Annotated in this window: 14 protein-coding genes; 9 read left to right on the plus strand and 5 right to left on the minus strand. The window is 37.2% G+C overall.

Translation table 11 applies throughout. The features are described from left to right. Positions 1-40: 40 nt before the first annotated feature. The 3 genes from ACJJVZ_RS16710 to ACJJVZ_RS16720 are packed head-to-tail and all read right to left on the minus strand — an operon-like array spanning position 41 to position 3984. Complete coding sequence (locus ACJJVZ_RS16710) at positions 41-565, minus strand: hypothetical protein (RefSeq protein WP_138586504.1); 525 nt, start codon at positions 563-565, stop codon at positions 41-43. Positions 566-584: 19 nt separating this feature from the next. After that, positions 585-3266, minus strand: coding sequence for a DEAD/DEAH box helicase (locus ACJJVZ_RS16715; RefSeq protein WP_405602083.1), 2682 nt, complete (start codon positions 3264-3266; stop codon positions 585-587). 19 nt (positions 3267-3285) lie between these two features. Continuing rightward, the gene (locus tag ACJJVZ_RS16720) at positions 3286-3984 is read right to left on the minus strand and encodes an NUDIX hydrolase (protein WP_405602085.1); all 699 of its coding nucleotides are present in this window, start codon (positions 3982-3984) and stop codon (positions 3286-3288) included. Positions 3985-4170: 186 nt separating this feature from the next. Between ACJJVZ_RS16720 and prs the strand changes: the two genes are divergently transcribed. From prs to ACJJVZ_RS16760, 8 genes are all read left to right on the plus strand, one after another. After that, positions 4171-5025: a ribose-phosphate diphosphokinase gene (gene prs / locus ACJJVZ_RS16725; protein ID WP_405602087.1), complete on the plus strand. Its 855-nt coding sequence runs from the start codon at positions 4171-4173 to the stop codon at positions 5023-5025. Positions 5026-5035: 10 nt separating this feature from the next. After that, positions 5036-6631: a nicotinate phosphoribosyltransferase gene (locus ACJJVZ_RS16730; RefSeq protein WP_405602089.1), complete on the plus strand. Its 1596-nt coding sequence runs from the start codon at positions 5036-5038 to the stop codon at positions 6629-6631. A 400-nt stretch (positions 6632-7031) separates the two neighbouring features. Beyond that, the gene (locus ACJJVZ_RS16735) at positions 7032-7451 is read left to right on the plus strand and encodes an HPP family protein (protein ID WP_077535868.1); all 420 of its coding nucleotides are present in this window, start codon (positions 7032-7034) and stop codon (positions 7449-7451) included. Between the two features lie 721 nt (positions 7452-8172). Next, on the plus strand, positions 8173-8679 hold the full coding sequence (locus ACJJVZ_RS16740) for a hypothetical protein (RefSeq protein WP_273047647.1): 507 nt from the start codon (positions 8173-8175) through the stop codon (positions 8677-8679). A gap of 194 nt (positions 8680-8873) precedes the next feature. Next, positions 8874-10742 carry a bifunctional glutathionylspermidine amidase/synthase gene (gene gss, locus ACJJVZ_RS16745; protein ID WP_405602093.1) on the plus strand — a complete coding sequence of 623 codons (1869 nt, stop codon included), beginning with the start codon at positions 8874-8876 and terminating at the stop codon, positions 10740-10742. 67 nt (positions 10743-10809) lie between these two features. After that, on the plus strand, positions 10810-11178 hold the full coding sequence (locus ACJJVZ_RS16750; protein WP_182702954.1) for a DUF2237 family protein: 369 nt from the start codon (positions 10810-10812) through the stop codon (positions 11176-11178). A gap of 237 nt (positions 11179-11415) precedes the next feature. After that, on the plus strand, positions 11416-11940 hold the full coding sequence (gene dps, locus ACJJVZ_RS16755; protein WP_077535873.1) for a DNA starvation/stationary phase protection protein Dps: 525 nt from the start codon (positions 11416-11418) through the stop codon (positions 11938-11940). A 279-nt stretch (positions 11941-12219) separates the two neighbouring features. After that, positions 12220-13977 (plus strand): SulP family inorganic anion transporter, encoded by a 1758-nt coding sequence (locus tag ACJJVZ_RS16760; RefSeq protein WP_405602095.1) that lies wholly within the window; start codon positions 12220-12222, stop codon positions 13975-13977. Between the two features lie 202 nt (positions 13978-14179). On the opposite strand, the gene ACJJVZ_RS16765 is transcribed toward ACJJVZ_RS16760, so the two are convergent. Then, positions 14180-14674: a hypothetical protein gene (locus tag ACJJVZ_RS16765; RefSeq protein WP_405602097.1), complete on the minus strand. Its 495-nt coding sequence runs from the start codon at positions 14672-14674 to the stop codon at positions 14180-14182. A 483-nt stretch (positions 14675-15157) separates the two neighbouring features. Here ACJJVZ_RS16765 and ACJJVZ_RS16770 point away from each other — a divergent pair, with 483 nt between their 5' ends. After that, positions 15158-15634 (plus strand): YqhA family protein, encoded by a 477-nt coding sequence (locus tag ACJJVZ_RS16770; protein WP_077535876.1) that lies wholly within the window; start codon positions 15158-15160, stop codon positions 15632-15634. A gap of 80 nt (positions 15635-15714) precedes the next feature. Here ACJJVZ_RS16770 and ACJJVZ_RS16775 read toward each other — a convergent pair whose 3' ends face one another. After that, entirely contained in the window at positions 15715-16689 is a 975-nt protein-coding gene (locus ACJJVZ_RS16775) for a DNA topoisomerase IB (RefSeq protein ID WP_405602100.1), read from the minus strand. Positions 16690-16775 lie beyond the last annotated feature (86 nt).

Raw genomic sequence — 16775 nt, forward strand, 5'->3', positions numbered from 1 at the left:
AAAAGCGATAAATATCAACCCGATCAATGTGCTTTAACCATTACCAAATCACTTCTATTAACCATCTAATAATGACGATTAATATACTAAAAATAAAAACAATTATGAAAGCAAGATAATGAAGCATAAATATCATACCCCCCTCACCAGCGTCTTCAATAAAAGGTATTAAAAAATACCCATACACAAACCAAATAGTTGCATAGGTAATAAAATGAATAAAATAACTATCTGCAAATATCAATATAGAAGAACTATAGACTGCCATAATGACAGGCATGCAAAAAAACAAAATCATAAAAGTCAGGTATAACTTTTCATAAATATTATTCACGAACTTTTTTAAATTACCAATAGGTTTAACGTCTTCATTCAACCTTTTATTAAGCAACTCACGTACCGACATATTGTGATTTTTTGCTTCAATTTCAATATCATACTCTTTGACCTTTTCGCGTTCTTTTCGTATGGAATACGCCCAAAAAAGTAAAGTAGAAAAAGTTATAATACTCATCAAAAATAATGCATAGTAGCCATACTCAGGCTTTAGTAATGATAACAACATTTAAATTCCTTTTTATAACTTACTGTATTACTTTAAGCTTACTAATAATGTGTTGTACGCATGTACTTTTATCTACAACCCATAATCCGTAACTAATCGGCAGTATCTCAATGTTAGCGCGGCTAAATAATTTATAGGTATCGAGCTCAAAAAAATCAGCCCATGGCCCTGGAAAACCAATTAAATTAATCGCAAGATATCGACCATTATAACGGCAAAGAATATCAACATCCGTTCCGGCTATCGTGTAACCAGCCCACGTTTCTATTTTTAAACTAGTTAATTCGCAGATAACACTTCGCTGAAACTTATCAATATCGGAGGTTACATTGTGAGTTGCTTCAAACTGCGTTATTGAACTTATATAGCGTCTTAGTAAATAATGCTCTGGCAATTGCGTTTCATCTATTGATAAAAATACACATTGTTTTTGCCTCGCTCGTGTAATACACACATTAAATACATCTGCTTTATTAATATAAGCCGCAGCTCTTTTAGCGTTATTATCTAGCGCAAAAGAGATAAGCATAATGTCTCGCTCCTCGCCTTGAAAACCAAATGGAGTGGCAGATCTCAGTTTATGCTTTATTATCTCAGCTTCATTAAAGTGAGTTTCTATCTCTTTGGTAATATAATCAGCTTGGCTTCTAAAAGGCGAAACAACCCCAATGCTATGGCTGATCCCTGCGCTTTTATCATCAGTAATTTGTTGCTTAATCGTGTTTATAATACTGCTCGCCTCAAGATGATTAATACCTGAACTATCTCGAGTTCCATTAACGCGTTGTACCAGTAAGTTACCCGTACTTGTACAGGGTCTGTGCTGCATTATTTTTAACTTTGATTGATAAAAATGCTCGTTACTAAAATTAATTAATTCAGGCTTGCTTCTAAAGTGTTCATCTAAAAATGCCAGTTGTTTATTATCGTTTAATGCATTTAAGGTTAGATCTAAAATAGAGTTATCACGATAGCTCATAACGCCTTTATCGCTAAAGCTCACATTATTCTTAGACATAAGCTGGGCTTCTTTGTTTTTTGCCAAAAAAGAGTAATGTCTTAACTGCTTAGTATCACCGACAATAATCGCTCTTTTTGCGCGATAAAGTGCAGGTAAACAACTACTGATATTACATTGTGTCGCTTCGTCAATAATAACTAAGTCGAACATTTCGGCTTTTAACGGTAGTACTCTATACAAGGTATTTAAACTTACGAGCCACACCGGAAAAGCCGATAATAAAGCCTCGTATTCTATATTATCAAAAAGCTCAAACTGTCTTTTAGATGTGCGACTACGAATAGCTTGGTTAAATGCGTTTAACGATTTACGCTGAGTATCAATTAGCGCTTTAAGGTTTTTATTTTTTAACGCGCTTAAATAACTACTCGTCAGCTTTTCTCTTTTAATTTGCTGCGTATTTATTTGCTCTAACGAAGACCATTGCTTTGCTAATTTTTGAATACCGCGTCGCGCAAACCGAATATATAAATCTGTAAGCCATTTAATCTCTTTTTCTTCGAGATTTTTGAGCCTTTTCCCTCTGATTATTGCTCGTTGACAGAATTGGCTAAAACGTAACTCTAATTCATTTAATGAGGTATTTAGCTTGTTTAGTTCAGACTCAATAAACACAGAGTTGCCGTGTTCGTCAGCTAAATATCCTGCTAATAAATCAGCAATATAATCTTTTAACTTTTTTAAGAATTCTTTTTGCCCGGCGCGTATAGATACGTCGCTTAGCCCAAAGTTTTCATCAAGCTTATCGGCTATTACATCCAGTGCGGGATTATTGTTTGCTACAATAAGCACCGACTCTCCTCGAGCCATATGTTCGGCTGCAATCGCTGCAATGGTGTAGCTTTTCCCCGTACCTGGCGGCCCAGAAACACAGCCTAAATTAATATTTGCAGCAATTGAGATAACTTTCTTTTGCGCAGCTGATAATAGCCCAGGCAAATAATCGTACTTTAGGTTTTTATTTTTAATTGAAGGCTTTACAGTGTCAATTAAACCGTTAATAGGCAGTGATAGTTTATCTGATTCAATGATTTCTTCTAGCTCATGCAGCACACCCCGGCTACTATTTGAGCGCTCGACAAAAACCAGCATAGAAGCGGGTAAAAGTGTTGGGATTTTACTTTTTAAGGCTTTTTTGATTTCGTCAGAATCAGCAAGCTCAGGATAGTTTAAAAGCTCAAATAGGTTTAGCGCTATCGGGCTTTCTTTTAATAATGAAGTCCAAAAATAAGCTGACTGAATATCAGCCGTTTCATCAATACTTGTAAGCTTGTTAACCTGTGGTATTAATAGTTGAGTTAATGATTCATTTATATCCGGTTGAGCATCATTAAGAGAAAAATAATAGTCATCCTGATCTTTTTCAATAATCGCCTCATTAAATAAAATAGGCGTAACAACGTGTTTTAACTCCCCCCTAACCTCAAGATTACCAACTAATATAAAGCGAGCATAAAGTAATACCCGTTCTCGCTGATAGACTTCTACACGCTTCATCATTTGCTCAGCAAATTCTGCAGGAATTGGAAGACGTGGTAAAAACCCTGAACCTAAATCATCTCGGCCTTCAAGAACAAGGCGATCCTCTTTTTTTAATTTATTTAGATTCCATAAATTTAAATCCGCGCTATCTTCTTTATAGCAATCGCGATAATACGACAGGACGTTTTTACTACTCAAAATTTAATTCCATTTAAAGTTAGACACTTAAATTACGTTCAAAATTTACAATATCAACGCCGGCTTTTACTTTATATAACTGCGCTAAGCGCCCGCCAGATTTAACTTTTTCATCTAGTGTTTCAAACATATCAGCAGCCTCAATACGTCTAATTATACTTTTACGCTGAACAGGTTTACCTATAATAGTTTCAATTACTGACTTCAATTGCCCTACGGTAAAATGCTCTGGCAAACAATAAACAGGTGCCATTGAATACAATGCTTTTTGCTTTAAACGATCTTTAGCTTGCTCAATAATATACTTATGATCAAAAGCCACTGGTAAATCACTAACTTTTTCAACATCAATCCACTTTGCATCATCAACTGTTTCTATGTGGGTTGATACTTGCGCCTCTGCAATTAAAGCAAAATAAACTAAAGTGACACTAAATCCTCTAGGATCACGATTAATGCCTGAGTATGTTTGTAATTGCTCTAAATATTGAGGCGCCACACTGGTTTTTTCTTTAAGCTTTCTAAGCGCCGTCATACTCACGCTATCGTCAATGTCTATATCAACAAACCCGCCAGGAAGTCCCCATCGACCAGCAAAAGGCTCGCTCGCACGCTTAACCATGAGCACTTTTAGAGCACCGTTTTTAACAGTAAACAGCACACTATCAACTGTAAATAATGGGTTTTTGTATTCAGTAATATCGTAATGATTAGTCATTGCATGCCCATGCAAAGTTAATGTCTTAATGACACAATAAATCAAACATATCTCAATTTCAACCTACAGTACAATTACAGACATACTATATGTTCAGTGATTTAGTTTAAAAAATAGCTTGATTACTATAGGTACATTTGATAATTTAATTGTGTCGCTAGGACACAAACATTAAAAGGACAAAAAATGAAAGTATTTAGCTATGACTCAACAGGAAGTAAATCGTTAGTTGATTATGATAATTTCACTTTTTCTGGTGGTGAAGAGCATGTCAGATTTAACGCCGCTAATTTTTCAGACTCTATAAAAATAGAGATTTTTGAACGACTAACCAATTCTTCAAAAATGGTTAGATTAATGATTGCTGTCGATGCGTTAAAAAGATTAACAAATGACAGTACGCCTATCGAACTTGTTATTCCCTACTTTCCTTATGCACGCCAAGACCGTGTATGCGTTGAAGGAGAAGCTTTAGGCGCTGCTGTTATGGCTAACTTTATTAATAGCTTAAATTTTTCAAAGGTTACTATTTGGGATGCCCATAGCGATGTATCCCCAGCTTTAATTAATAAAGTAACCAATGTTGAACAAATTTTGTTACTTGAGCGCTCTGAAGAGCTAAGCCAAAGACTCTTGCAAGGCGAATTAACACTCATCTCTCCAGATGCAGGAGCAAGTAAAAAAACCATTAAAATTTCAGAAAAATTCAATGGCGTACCTGAGGTTATTCAAGCTCAAAAAGTGAGAAACTTAAAAACAGGCGAAATAATCAAAACCGAAATTATTGGCGATGTTAAAGGTAAAAGCGTGCTTATTGCCGATGATATTTGTGACGGCGGCAGAACCTTTATCGAACTGGCCAAAGTACTAAAAAGTAATGGCGCTGTTGAAGTTTCTCTTTTTATTACTCACGGTATTTTTTCAAAGGGGCTTGATGTTTTTGAGGGCCTGATAGAGCGTATTTATACAACAGATTCATTTAAACCGGCTAATGAGTTTAAAAATAGTAACACCATTAGTTTACAAATAATTGAGATGTAAGGAAAACACCATGACTATAATAGCTGCAAGTATGCAAAAAGACGTTTACAAAGAATTCCATAGCCGCGCTTATCACCCTGACGTAAGTGAGGTATATGCAAACTTCACATCAAGAAGCGGAAAACTTAGTAACATAGAAAATAACGATAAAGTTGCGTTTGTTGGCCTTCAATACTTTATTAAAAGTTATCTTTTAGAAGAATGGAGTGAGTTTTTTAACGCTGATAAAGCAACCGCAGTTGCTAATCACAAGCGTATTATGAGCTCAATGCTTGGCTATACAGTTGATGTAAAGTATTTAGAAGACTTACACGATTTAGGTTACTTGCCACTAAAAATTAAAGCATTACCGGAGGGAACGCTAGTCCCTTATTTAGTACCTCCTATGACGATAGTAAATACTAAAGCTGGCTTTCAATGGTTAACAAATATGATTGAAACAGTATTGAGCTGCGAAAACTGGCCAATACAAACCAGTACGACAACTTCTGTCGCATATTTAAAAGTATTCAAAGAATTTGCACAACAAACAGGAATGCCTATGGAATTTGTGCCGTTTCAAGGCCATGACTTTAGCTTTAGAGGTATGTTTGGCAAACACGCTGCGGCAATGAGTGGCTTTGGCCATTTAGCATCAGGACTGGTAGGTACAGATACCATTCCCGCTGTTTTATTTGCAGAAAAATATTACGGAGCAAATGTAGATAACGAGCTAGTTGGCTGCTCTGTTGATGCAACTGAACACTCGGTTACCTGCTCATGGATTATGGAAGGTGAAATAGAGTTTTTTAAGTACTTAATGAAAGAGCAATCACCAAAAGGGATTTTAAGTGTTGTATCTGACACATGGGATTTTTGGACGTTAGTAACTGATTATCTACCTCAGTTAAAAAGCGAAATTATGGCGCGCGATGGCACCTTAGTTATACGTCCCGACTCGGGCGACCCTGTTAAAGTATTAACGGGTTACAAGGTTTCACCTGTCTCTGATTACAGTGAGTTATTTGAAACACAAAAAGAAGCTGAAAAAGAGACTATTCAAAATGGCTTTGAGGCATATCGCTTTAATGGCCAATACTTTGGATTTGAAGATAACAACACGATTGAACTGATGGAATGTGAAGTTAAAGGACTTATAGAATGCCTATGGGATATATTTAGCGGCACAACAACATCAAAAGGTTATAAACTGCTTGATGATCATATTGGCGCTATTTACGGCGACGCTATAACACTAACCCGCCAACGCCAAATTTTACAACGCCTCATGGATAAAGGGTTTGCATCAAAAGTAGTGCTTGGTATTGGCTCTTACAGCTACCAATATGTAACACGTGATACGCATGGCTCTGCTGTAAAAGCAACGAGCGTAGTTAAAGCTGGTGAACGTTTGGCTATTTTTAAAGATCCAAAAACTGATTCAAAGAAAAAGTCAGCTAAAGGGCTTTTAAAAATCGACAGAGTAAACGGCGAACTCACTTTGTTTGATGACGTAAGCGAGCAAGAAGAAGCGCAAGGTTTATTAGAGGTCGTTTTTGAAAACGGCAAAATAGTGAAAGAAACCACACTAAGCGAAATAAGAAGCTTAGTAGATCAACAAATTTAACTCTTATTAACGAGAAAAAAGCCGCTGTAGTGATACAGCGGTTTTCAATTGTTGATTGTTGGTATTTAAAATTTAAATTTGGCAAAAATGATAATTATCACTAATTAACCTGAACTCTGGTTAAGAGATTTACTAACGCATTGAATTATGAGGATATTTAAATTTATTTTCTCTAGCCAGAGATTTTCTGTGAAAACAAGGCGAATTTACGCGTCAACAGCGGGCCTATTGCAAATAAATTCAACGCAGTTAGCGCTGAAAATAGCGGCTTGAGATAGATTTATTATCCAGCGTTCAGGTTAATTACTCAAATAAGACTAAAACTTGATCTAGATAAAGTGCAATGAAAGTAAATGGAACTAAAATAATACTGACTAAATAATGACTAAAAGGTATAAAAATGAACCAAATAGTTTCAGATCTAATGACGTCAGATCCATTGGCAGTAAGTGCAGATCACACCTTGCATGATGCACATAACCTGATGAAAGAAAAAAATATTCGCCATATTCCTGTAATTAATGAAAATGGTGAACTAGTTGGTATGCTGACCCAAAAAATCATGATAGCCAAAGTAATGGGTATTTTAACAACCTACGGCGAAAATGCGCTTAAGCGCAAAGAAAAGCAAACAAAAGTAGAAGATATCATGGTTACCGACTTTGTAAGCGTAACACCTACGCAACCACTGCGTGATGTTGTCACTTTTTTTGTTGAAAATAGACACGGCTGCATGCCGGTAATTGATGAACAAAATAAATTAGTCGGCATCTTAACATCATCAGATTTTGTAAGACTTGCAGCAGCCCTATTATCTTAACGAAACCATACTCAATGTGCGCTAGTAAACATTTACAGAAAATGGCGCACTAAATATGACTTATTTTTCAAATAAATCATATTTACTTTAACTAGGGCGTGTTGACCTTTGTGGATTGAAATTTGTTCAATCTAGGGGCGATTTAATCGCGGCGCGAGGTTTGTAACCTAGTGGGCTAAGTAAAAACCGAGCAACAAAGAGTTAATAGCCCCTAGAAAGAACCCAAAGGGCAGCGCATGTTTGGCATTTATGCTGCGTTATCGCCTATTTATGGGGAACAACCACACATCACAGGCTCTGTCTTGCCTAAATATCAAACGTACTGCTGCAAAATCAATCACGAAAGGTCAACACGCCCTAGAGCGTGTTGACCTTTGTGGATTAAAATTTGTTCTTCCTAGGAGAAGCGTCTGTATGGCATTAATGTTGCCTTATCGCCTATTTATGGGGAATAACCACACACCATAGGCTCTACCTTGCCTAAAAACCAAACAGACTGCTGCAAATTCAACCTTAAAAGGTCAACAGACCCTAATAAAAACCAGTAGCCTTTTGTTACGATATTAATTTATCGCTCCTTGTATTTAGCCTATAAAATAAATAGCAGCTAAAGAATAAATAAGGTTTGCCGATAATAAAGGTACAATTATGTAAAAATAGATGCACGAAACATAACAAGCATCTATCGACACTTATTTTATTTTTTAACATGGTAAATATTATGGAAAATATGCGGATTTCAAATACAGCGCCTAATATCGATTTATACACTAAAGGGCTCGCATCATCGAACAAGTCACCCCAGCAATTACTGGCACAAAAATCAGTAACCGCAAGTTCCCAAGTTAATATATCAGCAGAGGGGCAAGATAAGCTCAGACAAGAAACGTCGGCTGATGAAAAACAGGTAAGTTCGTTAAGTGCTCAAGAATCAATTGAAAATGATAAAGATAAGTTAGGTGGAAATATAATTAAGCAACTTAACGACAAAGACGCAGAAGCTGTGAGCGAAGGTGAAAGCACTGAGCCAAAAACACCTATTGATGAGCTTATTGAACAAAAGAAAAAGGAAATAGAAGCCTTAGAACTCCAATTAGATGAGCTAGTTGATGATGGTTCTGAACAAGTTGCTGAACAGAAAAAGGCACTTCAAAATCAACTCGTTGAACTAAATGGCCAATTACTCATATTAATGGAAGAAAAACTGAAACTGGAAAAAGATAACTAAATTAAATCGTTAGCTATCTTCAATTTATTCAGTGCTACTGGCTTTTAGAGTCGATGCTAGTTAAAACGCCTAATTTGACCATGCCAAAATTTATAAACTAGCAAATAATAATGCATATTTTATATCTTGCTAAAAACCAGCTTCGCTCCTATAGTCAGCAAATTATCACTCCCTTATTTTGAACCCATTTATCTATGAAAACTTCTGCCCCTGCTAGCGTTTTTGGCACTTTGCTCGGTTATGCGCCCGGTAACGTGGCTGTTTACTCATCTGATTACGATACCGCTGACGAAAGCACTTACCCTAACCGTAGTGCCTATCGCAGTTATCTTGATGGTATTTACATGGGCTATAAATGGCAATGTGTTGAGTTTGCACGCCGCTGGATGTATCTCAATCACGGTTATATTTTTGACGATATTGCCATGGCTTACGATATTTTTGAGCTTCGTTCTGTGCGCGATGTAAGTAGCCAAAATAGGCTACCGCTAAACGCATTTAAAAATGGTGCTAAATATCATCCTCAAATAGGTAGTTTACTGATTTGGGAAGAAGGCGGTGAGTTTGAAGAAACAGGCCATGTGGCAGTCGTTGTTGAAGTTCATGAAGATAAAATACGTCTTGCTGAGCAAAATGTCGGACATCAAATATGGCCAAAAGATCAAAGCTGGTGCCGCGAGCTAAAAGCAAAAGTAACCAAAGATGGCGACTACTGGATTGAATGCTCGTACAGCGATGCCACTATTTTAGGTTGGATGACACAAACGGATAAAACAGAATACGCTGAACCGACATCTGAGCTAAACAAAGATTTATTTACAATAGAAGCTCATAAAGCAGCCGATATAGGGCAAGCAAACAAGTCATGGTTAAATATTGCGAATGACGATGAAGCCGCTTATGTAGACATGATGCAAGGTCATAAATTAACCTCGGTAGATGAGGAGCAACATAATTACTTTGCAATATCACAAACGGCCCAACAAACCATAGAGCATGCAACAAATGAACTCCACGGCTTGTTTATGCACGCTACTGATTATGTATTGCAGCACCCTGAACTATTAAAAAAGTTTAATTTACCCGATGTAGTGCTTAGTAAAATTCGCCAATCGTGGGATAACCGCTTAAATCAGTTAATTACCAGTCGATTTGACTTTGCTTTGACCACTGCGGGTTTAAAAGTTTACGAATACAATTGTGATTCGGCATCATGCTATATGGAAAGTGGTAAAATTCAGGGCAAATGGGGAAAACATTTTGGTGTTAAAACCGGTGTAGATGCAGGCCAAAGTTTATTTAAAGACTTAGTAAAAGCATGGCGTAAAAGTGAGGTAAAAGGCCTTGTTCATATCCTACAAGACGACGAGCCAGAAGAGCATTACCATGCATTATTTATGAAAGAAGCCATTGAAGCCGCTGGCTTTGAATGCAAATTAGTTATTGGCTTAAGCACACTTCGCTGGAATGAATCAGGAAACATAGTAGATGCCGATGGTGCACAATTGAGTTATGTGTGGAAAACGTGGTCGTGGGAAACCGCGCTTGATCAAATTCGTGAGGAGTGCGAGGCCGACCAGTCATTAGCTGATAATTTTGAACCACAACTTCAAGCAGGTGAAACTCCGCGTTTAGCCGATGTATTACTGCGTAAAAATGTTATGGTGTTTGAACCACTGTGGACATTGATACCCAGTAATAAAGCAATTTTGCCAATACTGTGGAGTCTATTTCCAAATCATAAGTATTTACTAAATACCGCGTTTGAACTTAACGAAGAGCTACTACAATCCGGTTACGTAGTTAAACCTATTGTTGGCCGATGCGGTGCTAATATTCAGCTTGTTGACGAACAGCAGCAAATTATAGAAAAAACGGTTGGGCACTTTGCATCGCAAGATCAAATATACCAACAGCTATTTGCACTGCCTAAAGTTGATGACTACTTTGTACAAATATGTAGCTTCACAGCTGCAGGTAAATACTCAGGCGGTGGCGTGCGCGTTGATAAAAGTATGATCATCAACGGTCATAGCGACTGTATGGCACTGCGTATCAAATAATTAGGCGCTAAGCCCGTAGAATATACGGGTTTAAATTTATTAAAATACAACAAACTAAGGCGTCCTTATGGCGAATCAATTTAATGTACTCGGTACTCGTTTAAAGTTATGTTGCGGAAATGGCGGTTACACGCGCGAAGGCTTTTGCTATGTACCTGATTCAGATTTTGGCAATCACAGTGTATGCGCAATTATGACCGACGAATTTTTGCAGTTCTCTAAATCGCAAGGTAATGATTTGGTTAGCCCTAACCCTCTTTACGATTTTGATGGCTTAAAAGCGGGTGATAAATGGTGTCTATGTGCGGTGCGATGGCTCCATGCTATTGCTGCTAATGTTGCACCGCCTGTGGTGCTTGAAGCAACAAATAAAAAAGCATTAGAAATAATCTCACTCGATGTTTTAAAAGCACATGAATATATAACTCAAATTTAAAATACACCTAAAGCGTAATCAAAATAAAGTCTGCAAGTTTTACAAATGTATGCAGACTTTTCAAAAATAAAAGCCATTCATACCAACCAAACTCCCGCAAAGAAAAAATAAGACATTGAATATAAATAACTTTTAAAGATTTGATGTTTCGGCGTAGTCTTTGCATTACTAAGACTAGTGATATTTATTATGTAGCGAATACACATAGTAATATTAAATATTTAAGCAGGAGGAATTATGAGTAACAGTAACGAATCAAGCAAAATAGCTAAATTTACCGCACCGGGTATGAGTAATGAATCAGCTGAAAAAACAATAGCGACTCTCGATAACCGCATGGTCGCATTAATAGATTTACAACTTACTTTAAAGCATATTCACTGGAATGTAGTTGGTCCCAACTTTATTGGCGTACACGAAATGCTAGACCCTCAGGTGGATGTTGTGCGCGAAATGACTGATACCATAGCAGAGCGCATCGCAACACTTGGCGGCGTACCAGTAGGCACCCCAAAATCAATTGTCGATCGTCGCACATGGAATGAATACTCAATGGGTAAAGGCTTAGTGACAGAACATTTAGGTGCACTCAATGAAGTCTATAATGGCATTAACGCCGATCACAGAAAAGCCATTGAGACGCTTTCTGAGTTAGATCCTGTTTCAGAAGACATGATCACCAGCCAACTTGCTGAATTAGAGCAGTTTCAATGGTTTATACGTGCACATTTAGAGTCATCAACCGGTGAGCTAAATAGCTAATCTAGACACTCCAAAGCAAATTAACCTCTATAAACAATAAACTCTAAGCCCAATATCTAATATGTTGGGCTTTTTCTGCTATAAAATAACCTATTCACAAAGTAATTGTTATTCAACAATGGATGTGATTTTGATTCACGACTACTTCTTTGAACTACGCCCACTTTAAATGCCAAAAAGTGAATTTATATTGCGTAAAATTTTCTTTTTTCTAACTATACTTATTTTAATATTAAATTTACTATCAAAACCTTATGACTATTAGTAGGAAAAACTGAAGTGCTGTCGCGTTTATATAATTTCATGCCCGGTTTAAACACATTACTTAACTACGAACGTCAATGGTTTGCTGATGATGTAAGAGCTGCGCTATCGGTAGCTGCAGTCGCTTTACCTGTTGCAATTGCTTACGCACAACTAACCGGTGTTAACGCTGCTGTCGGATTATATTCTTGCATATTACCTATGATGTTCTATGCCCTTTTCGGCACCTCAAAACAATTAATAGTAGGCCCTGATGCTGCAACCTGTGCCGTTATAGCGGCCGTAGTGACACCACTTGCTGCGGGCGACAGCTTTAAACATTGGCAACTTGTAGTAACCATGACCGCTATGACCGGTTTTTGGTGTTTTATAGCCAGTAAATTTAAGCTCGGCGTACTCGCCGACTTTTTATCTAAACCTATCTTAATCGGCTTATTAAACGGTGTGGCCATCACTATTATTGTCGGTCAATTCTCAAAAGTATTTGGCTTTACGTTTGATGAACGCTACTTACTTGAGCGCCTAGGTGGTGTGCCAACTTATTTATCGCAAACACATGTTCCAACATTATTAATGGCACTTATCACCTTCGGCGTTTATTTTGCTATGAAGCGACTAAAACCAACATGGCCTTCTTCTATGTTTGCTATCGCTTTTGGCGCACTACTCGTGTGGGTTTTTAATTTAAAACAGCTTGATATAAAAACCATTGGTACAGTTACAGGCGGGCTACCGGTTTTTAACACGCCAGCATTCGATTTAGGAATTATTCGTGAATTAGTTGTACCCGCACTTAACTTAGCTATCGTTAGTTTTGTAAGTATGATGCTAACTGCGCGCAGCTTTGCAGCTAAAAACGGCTACGACATAGACGCAGATAAAGAATTTAGAGCGTTAGGCATTGCCAATATAGCCTCAGCTCTTTCGCAAGGATTTGCTGTAAGTGGTGCCGATTCACGTACAGCAGTTAACGATGCAACAGGTGGTAAAACGCAGTTAGTATCAATAATCGCAGCCGCTATTATTGCTATAATAGCGATATTTTTAACAGCCCCACTTGAGTTTATTCCCAGTGCTGCACTGGGCGTTGTGCTCATTATTGCTTCAGTTCACTTACTCGATTTAAAAGCCGTTTGGCAACTAAAACGCAAAGACAAGCAAGCATTTTATCTCGCCTCAGCTACATTGCTTGCCGTGTTATTTATTGGCGTGATACCAGGGATCACACTCGCTGTATTATTGGGGTTATTTCAGTTTATTCGCACCGTAATGCGCCCAACCGACAACATACTCGGCGTAGATATTAACGGCGTAGTAAGAAGCTTAGACGCCACAGATAAAGCAAAATCGGTGCAAGGCGTATTTATCTATCGCTTTAATTCGCCTTTAACTTATTTTAATGCCAACTACTTTAAACGCAGGTTACTAGAGCAATACGCAAGACAAAAAGACGACATTCAATGTGTAATAATTGATGCCGTGCCCTGCTTTACTCACTTAGATTTAAGTGTAATGGCTATGCTTGCCGACCTAGACGTTATATTTAAAAAGCGCGATATAAGGCTTGAACTTGCAGGCAGGAAACGTCAATTACTTTCATGGTTTGAAATTGCAGGAATGACATCGGGAACAGCAGGCATCTATATTCATTCAGACTTATATATCGCCCTAAAAAGAAATAGCGTAAACCAGCATACACAAGAAGTTAGTTTGTTCGAATCAGACGAAAATAACGACCAGAATATTGACCTAAACCTGATGCGTAAACATTAACTATGACAGCATTTCAATGCGCCCTTCTGCCTTACATTTTAGCTTTGCATAGTTTTCAGAAAGGCACATTAACATCGCATTCGAATCGAACACACGATTTTCCCCATCAACAATAGTAAGTCTTTAGCGTTTGAGTTAATCGCTTTGAACTCTGGTGTATGCTGTTCACCTTTTATTTAGCAAGTGTTTATAAGGCTAAAAATTACGCTTTAGAGACATTACTAGCACCTGCGCTTTCAAGCACTTCTTCAATACTGTTTTTGTTATCGCTGTTGTATTTGACACCAATTAGTATAGAGCCTTTTTCAATTGCATCCTCATAGAATTTGATTTCATGTTCAGGGATAAGAGCACCAATTGCGGCACCGAATGTACCACCGATAGCAGCCCCTGCGCCACCGGCTGCAAATGCGGCAACTAATGGTCCTGCTACTAACAATCCTGCACCGCCTGTAGCTACAGAGCCAACAGCAGTGAAACCACCAATTATTGCAGCCAAAACACCGCCGGATGCAGAGCCAATCAAACCACCTTCAGCAGCTTTAGTACCTTCATCTACTGCAAAATCGTCCTTAGCATACGAGTTGTTAGCCACGATACTAATATCCGCTTCATTTATCCCTAATGCTTCTAATCTATAAATAGCTAATGTTGCTTGAGATGCATTTTCAAATAACCCAGTAATAACAGTACTCATAATAACTCCTTTATTAATTTAATTGATTACATAGGAATATAAGCAAATTACAAACCAAAAACAAAACCCTTATAAAACAAAACCTTAAAACAAAAAATATAGAGCTGTAAGATTTGTATAAGTAAATATTGCTATAGTTTTGTAAAAAATTCACTTTACTCTCAACTCATGAAATTACCGAATAATAAGCTTACTTAACCTGAACTCTGGTTAAGAGATTTATTAACGTGTTGAATCATGGTGATATTTAAATTTATTTTCTCTAGCCAGAGATTTTTAGTGAAAACAAGGCGAATTTACGCGTCAATAGCGGATCTATTGCAAGTAAATTCAACGCAGTTAGCGCTGAAAATAGCTGCTCGAGATAGATTTATTATCCAGAGTTCAGGTTACTTATTAAAATCTAAAATTAAAACTCTATAAAGAAAATCTAATTTAAACTATGCTACTCGTAGTCGATATAACCTTATAAATTTGAGTAAAATGGAAAATATATTTCAAACAAGTCGTTTTTTAGTCGTAATAGCCGTTATAACTGCCGCAGTATCCTCTTTATTAGTTTATGTTTCGTGTATTAATATTGTGTTTTACACAGTAAAGGCAACGCTATTAAATCTGCCTGATTCAGCAAAAGGAGGTAAAGCGCTGATTGTAGAATTGCTTAAAATTCTTGATTTACTGCTAATTGGGATTACCTTGCAGGTGATTGCTATTAGCTTATATCGATTGTTTATAACGCCATCTAATTCTCACGAAAGTAAGTTTTTAGCAGCTTTTAATATTAAAGATTTCCATGACTTAAAAATAACCTTAGTACAAGTCACTTCTGTTGTATTAGTAATACTATTCTTAGAACACGCGGTTGAATTTGGCGGTACAATAGAAACCCTTTATTTAGGTGCAGCTATTGCAATTGTTATTGCAGCCTCCACATTTGCATGGCGTTCAATGAAAGAGTGATTTAAGACATGCTGCTTTATAAGCTGTAACTAGCCTTAATGGCTATTACAGCTCTACAATATTTTTAAAAATTAAAATATTTATTTAAGAAAAGCTAAAAAGCCTCGTTCATAGCGGCTCAAGTACTTTGTTTTTCGCGGTAATTTTAAGCTTTCTCTAAACTGCTGCTGAGTTTCGTTATCTTCTTTACATAACTCAATGAGGTTTGGATGAATATATGAATTACGCGCAATTGCTGGGGTATTTCCTAAATTACTCGAAACAACATCTAGCAACTCTTTAAGAGCAACCTTATCATTTGCTTTGTACAGCGTCTCAAACGCTAATACACTGGCTCGCCAAGTTCTAAAGTGCTTTGCACTAAATTGCTCCCCCATAACACGCTGAATAAAATTATTTACCTCTCGTGATGTCACATCCGTGCGTTGAGAGCCATCAACATACTGAAATAAGATCTGTCCAGGTAAATCTTGTAGATCTTCGATAATAGAACTTAATATTTTGTCGGTTATATTTACCTCTCTGACCTTTCCTGACTTCGCTTTATACTTTAAGCGAATGCTTTTTCCCGTTAGCTTTACATGTCGATTACGTAATGTTGTTGCACCAAAGCTATTATTCTTGTTGGCATTTTTTTTCGAACCAATGCGCAGAGCCCCTAGATCCATTAATCTAATAACAGCGGCTAAAGTACGTTCGTAATCGAGTTCATTTCCCTGTAGGCACTCCGCCAGCTTTGCTCTTAATAACGTAAGCTTATTACCAAATAATGCGCATGCTTCAAACTTTTTAAGCTCTTGTTGCTCCCTAAACTCGGGATGGTATAGGTACTGTTTTCTTCCTTTTGTGTCGTACCCTGTTGCTAGAATATGCCCATTTTCCTCAGGGCAAAGCCATACATTTTTATAAGCAGGTGGAAATGCCAAGGTATTTAACCTAGTGATTTCTTGTTTTATCGTTATTTTTTTACCTGCTGGATCATAATAAATCCAGCTTTTATCATCTCGCTTTCGGGTTATTCCCGGCAAGTTATCATCAACGTAAATTAACTTCATTTCAGCCCTTCAAACATGTAAAAACCGCGTAAGTAATAAAAAGCTAATATCCACGAACCTGTTTAAATCCTACTGCTGCAAATAAT

The sequence above is a fragment of the Pseudoalteromonas sp. Ld19 genome (assembly GCF_045064135.1).
Classification (GTDB): domain Bacteria; phylum Pseudomonadota; class Gammaproteobacteria; order Enterobacterales; family Alteromonadaceae; genus Pseudoalteromonas; species Pseudoalteromonas aliena.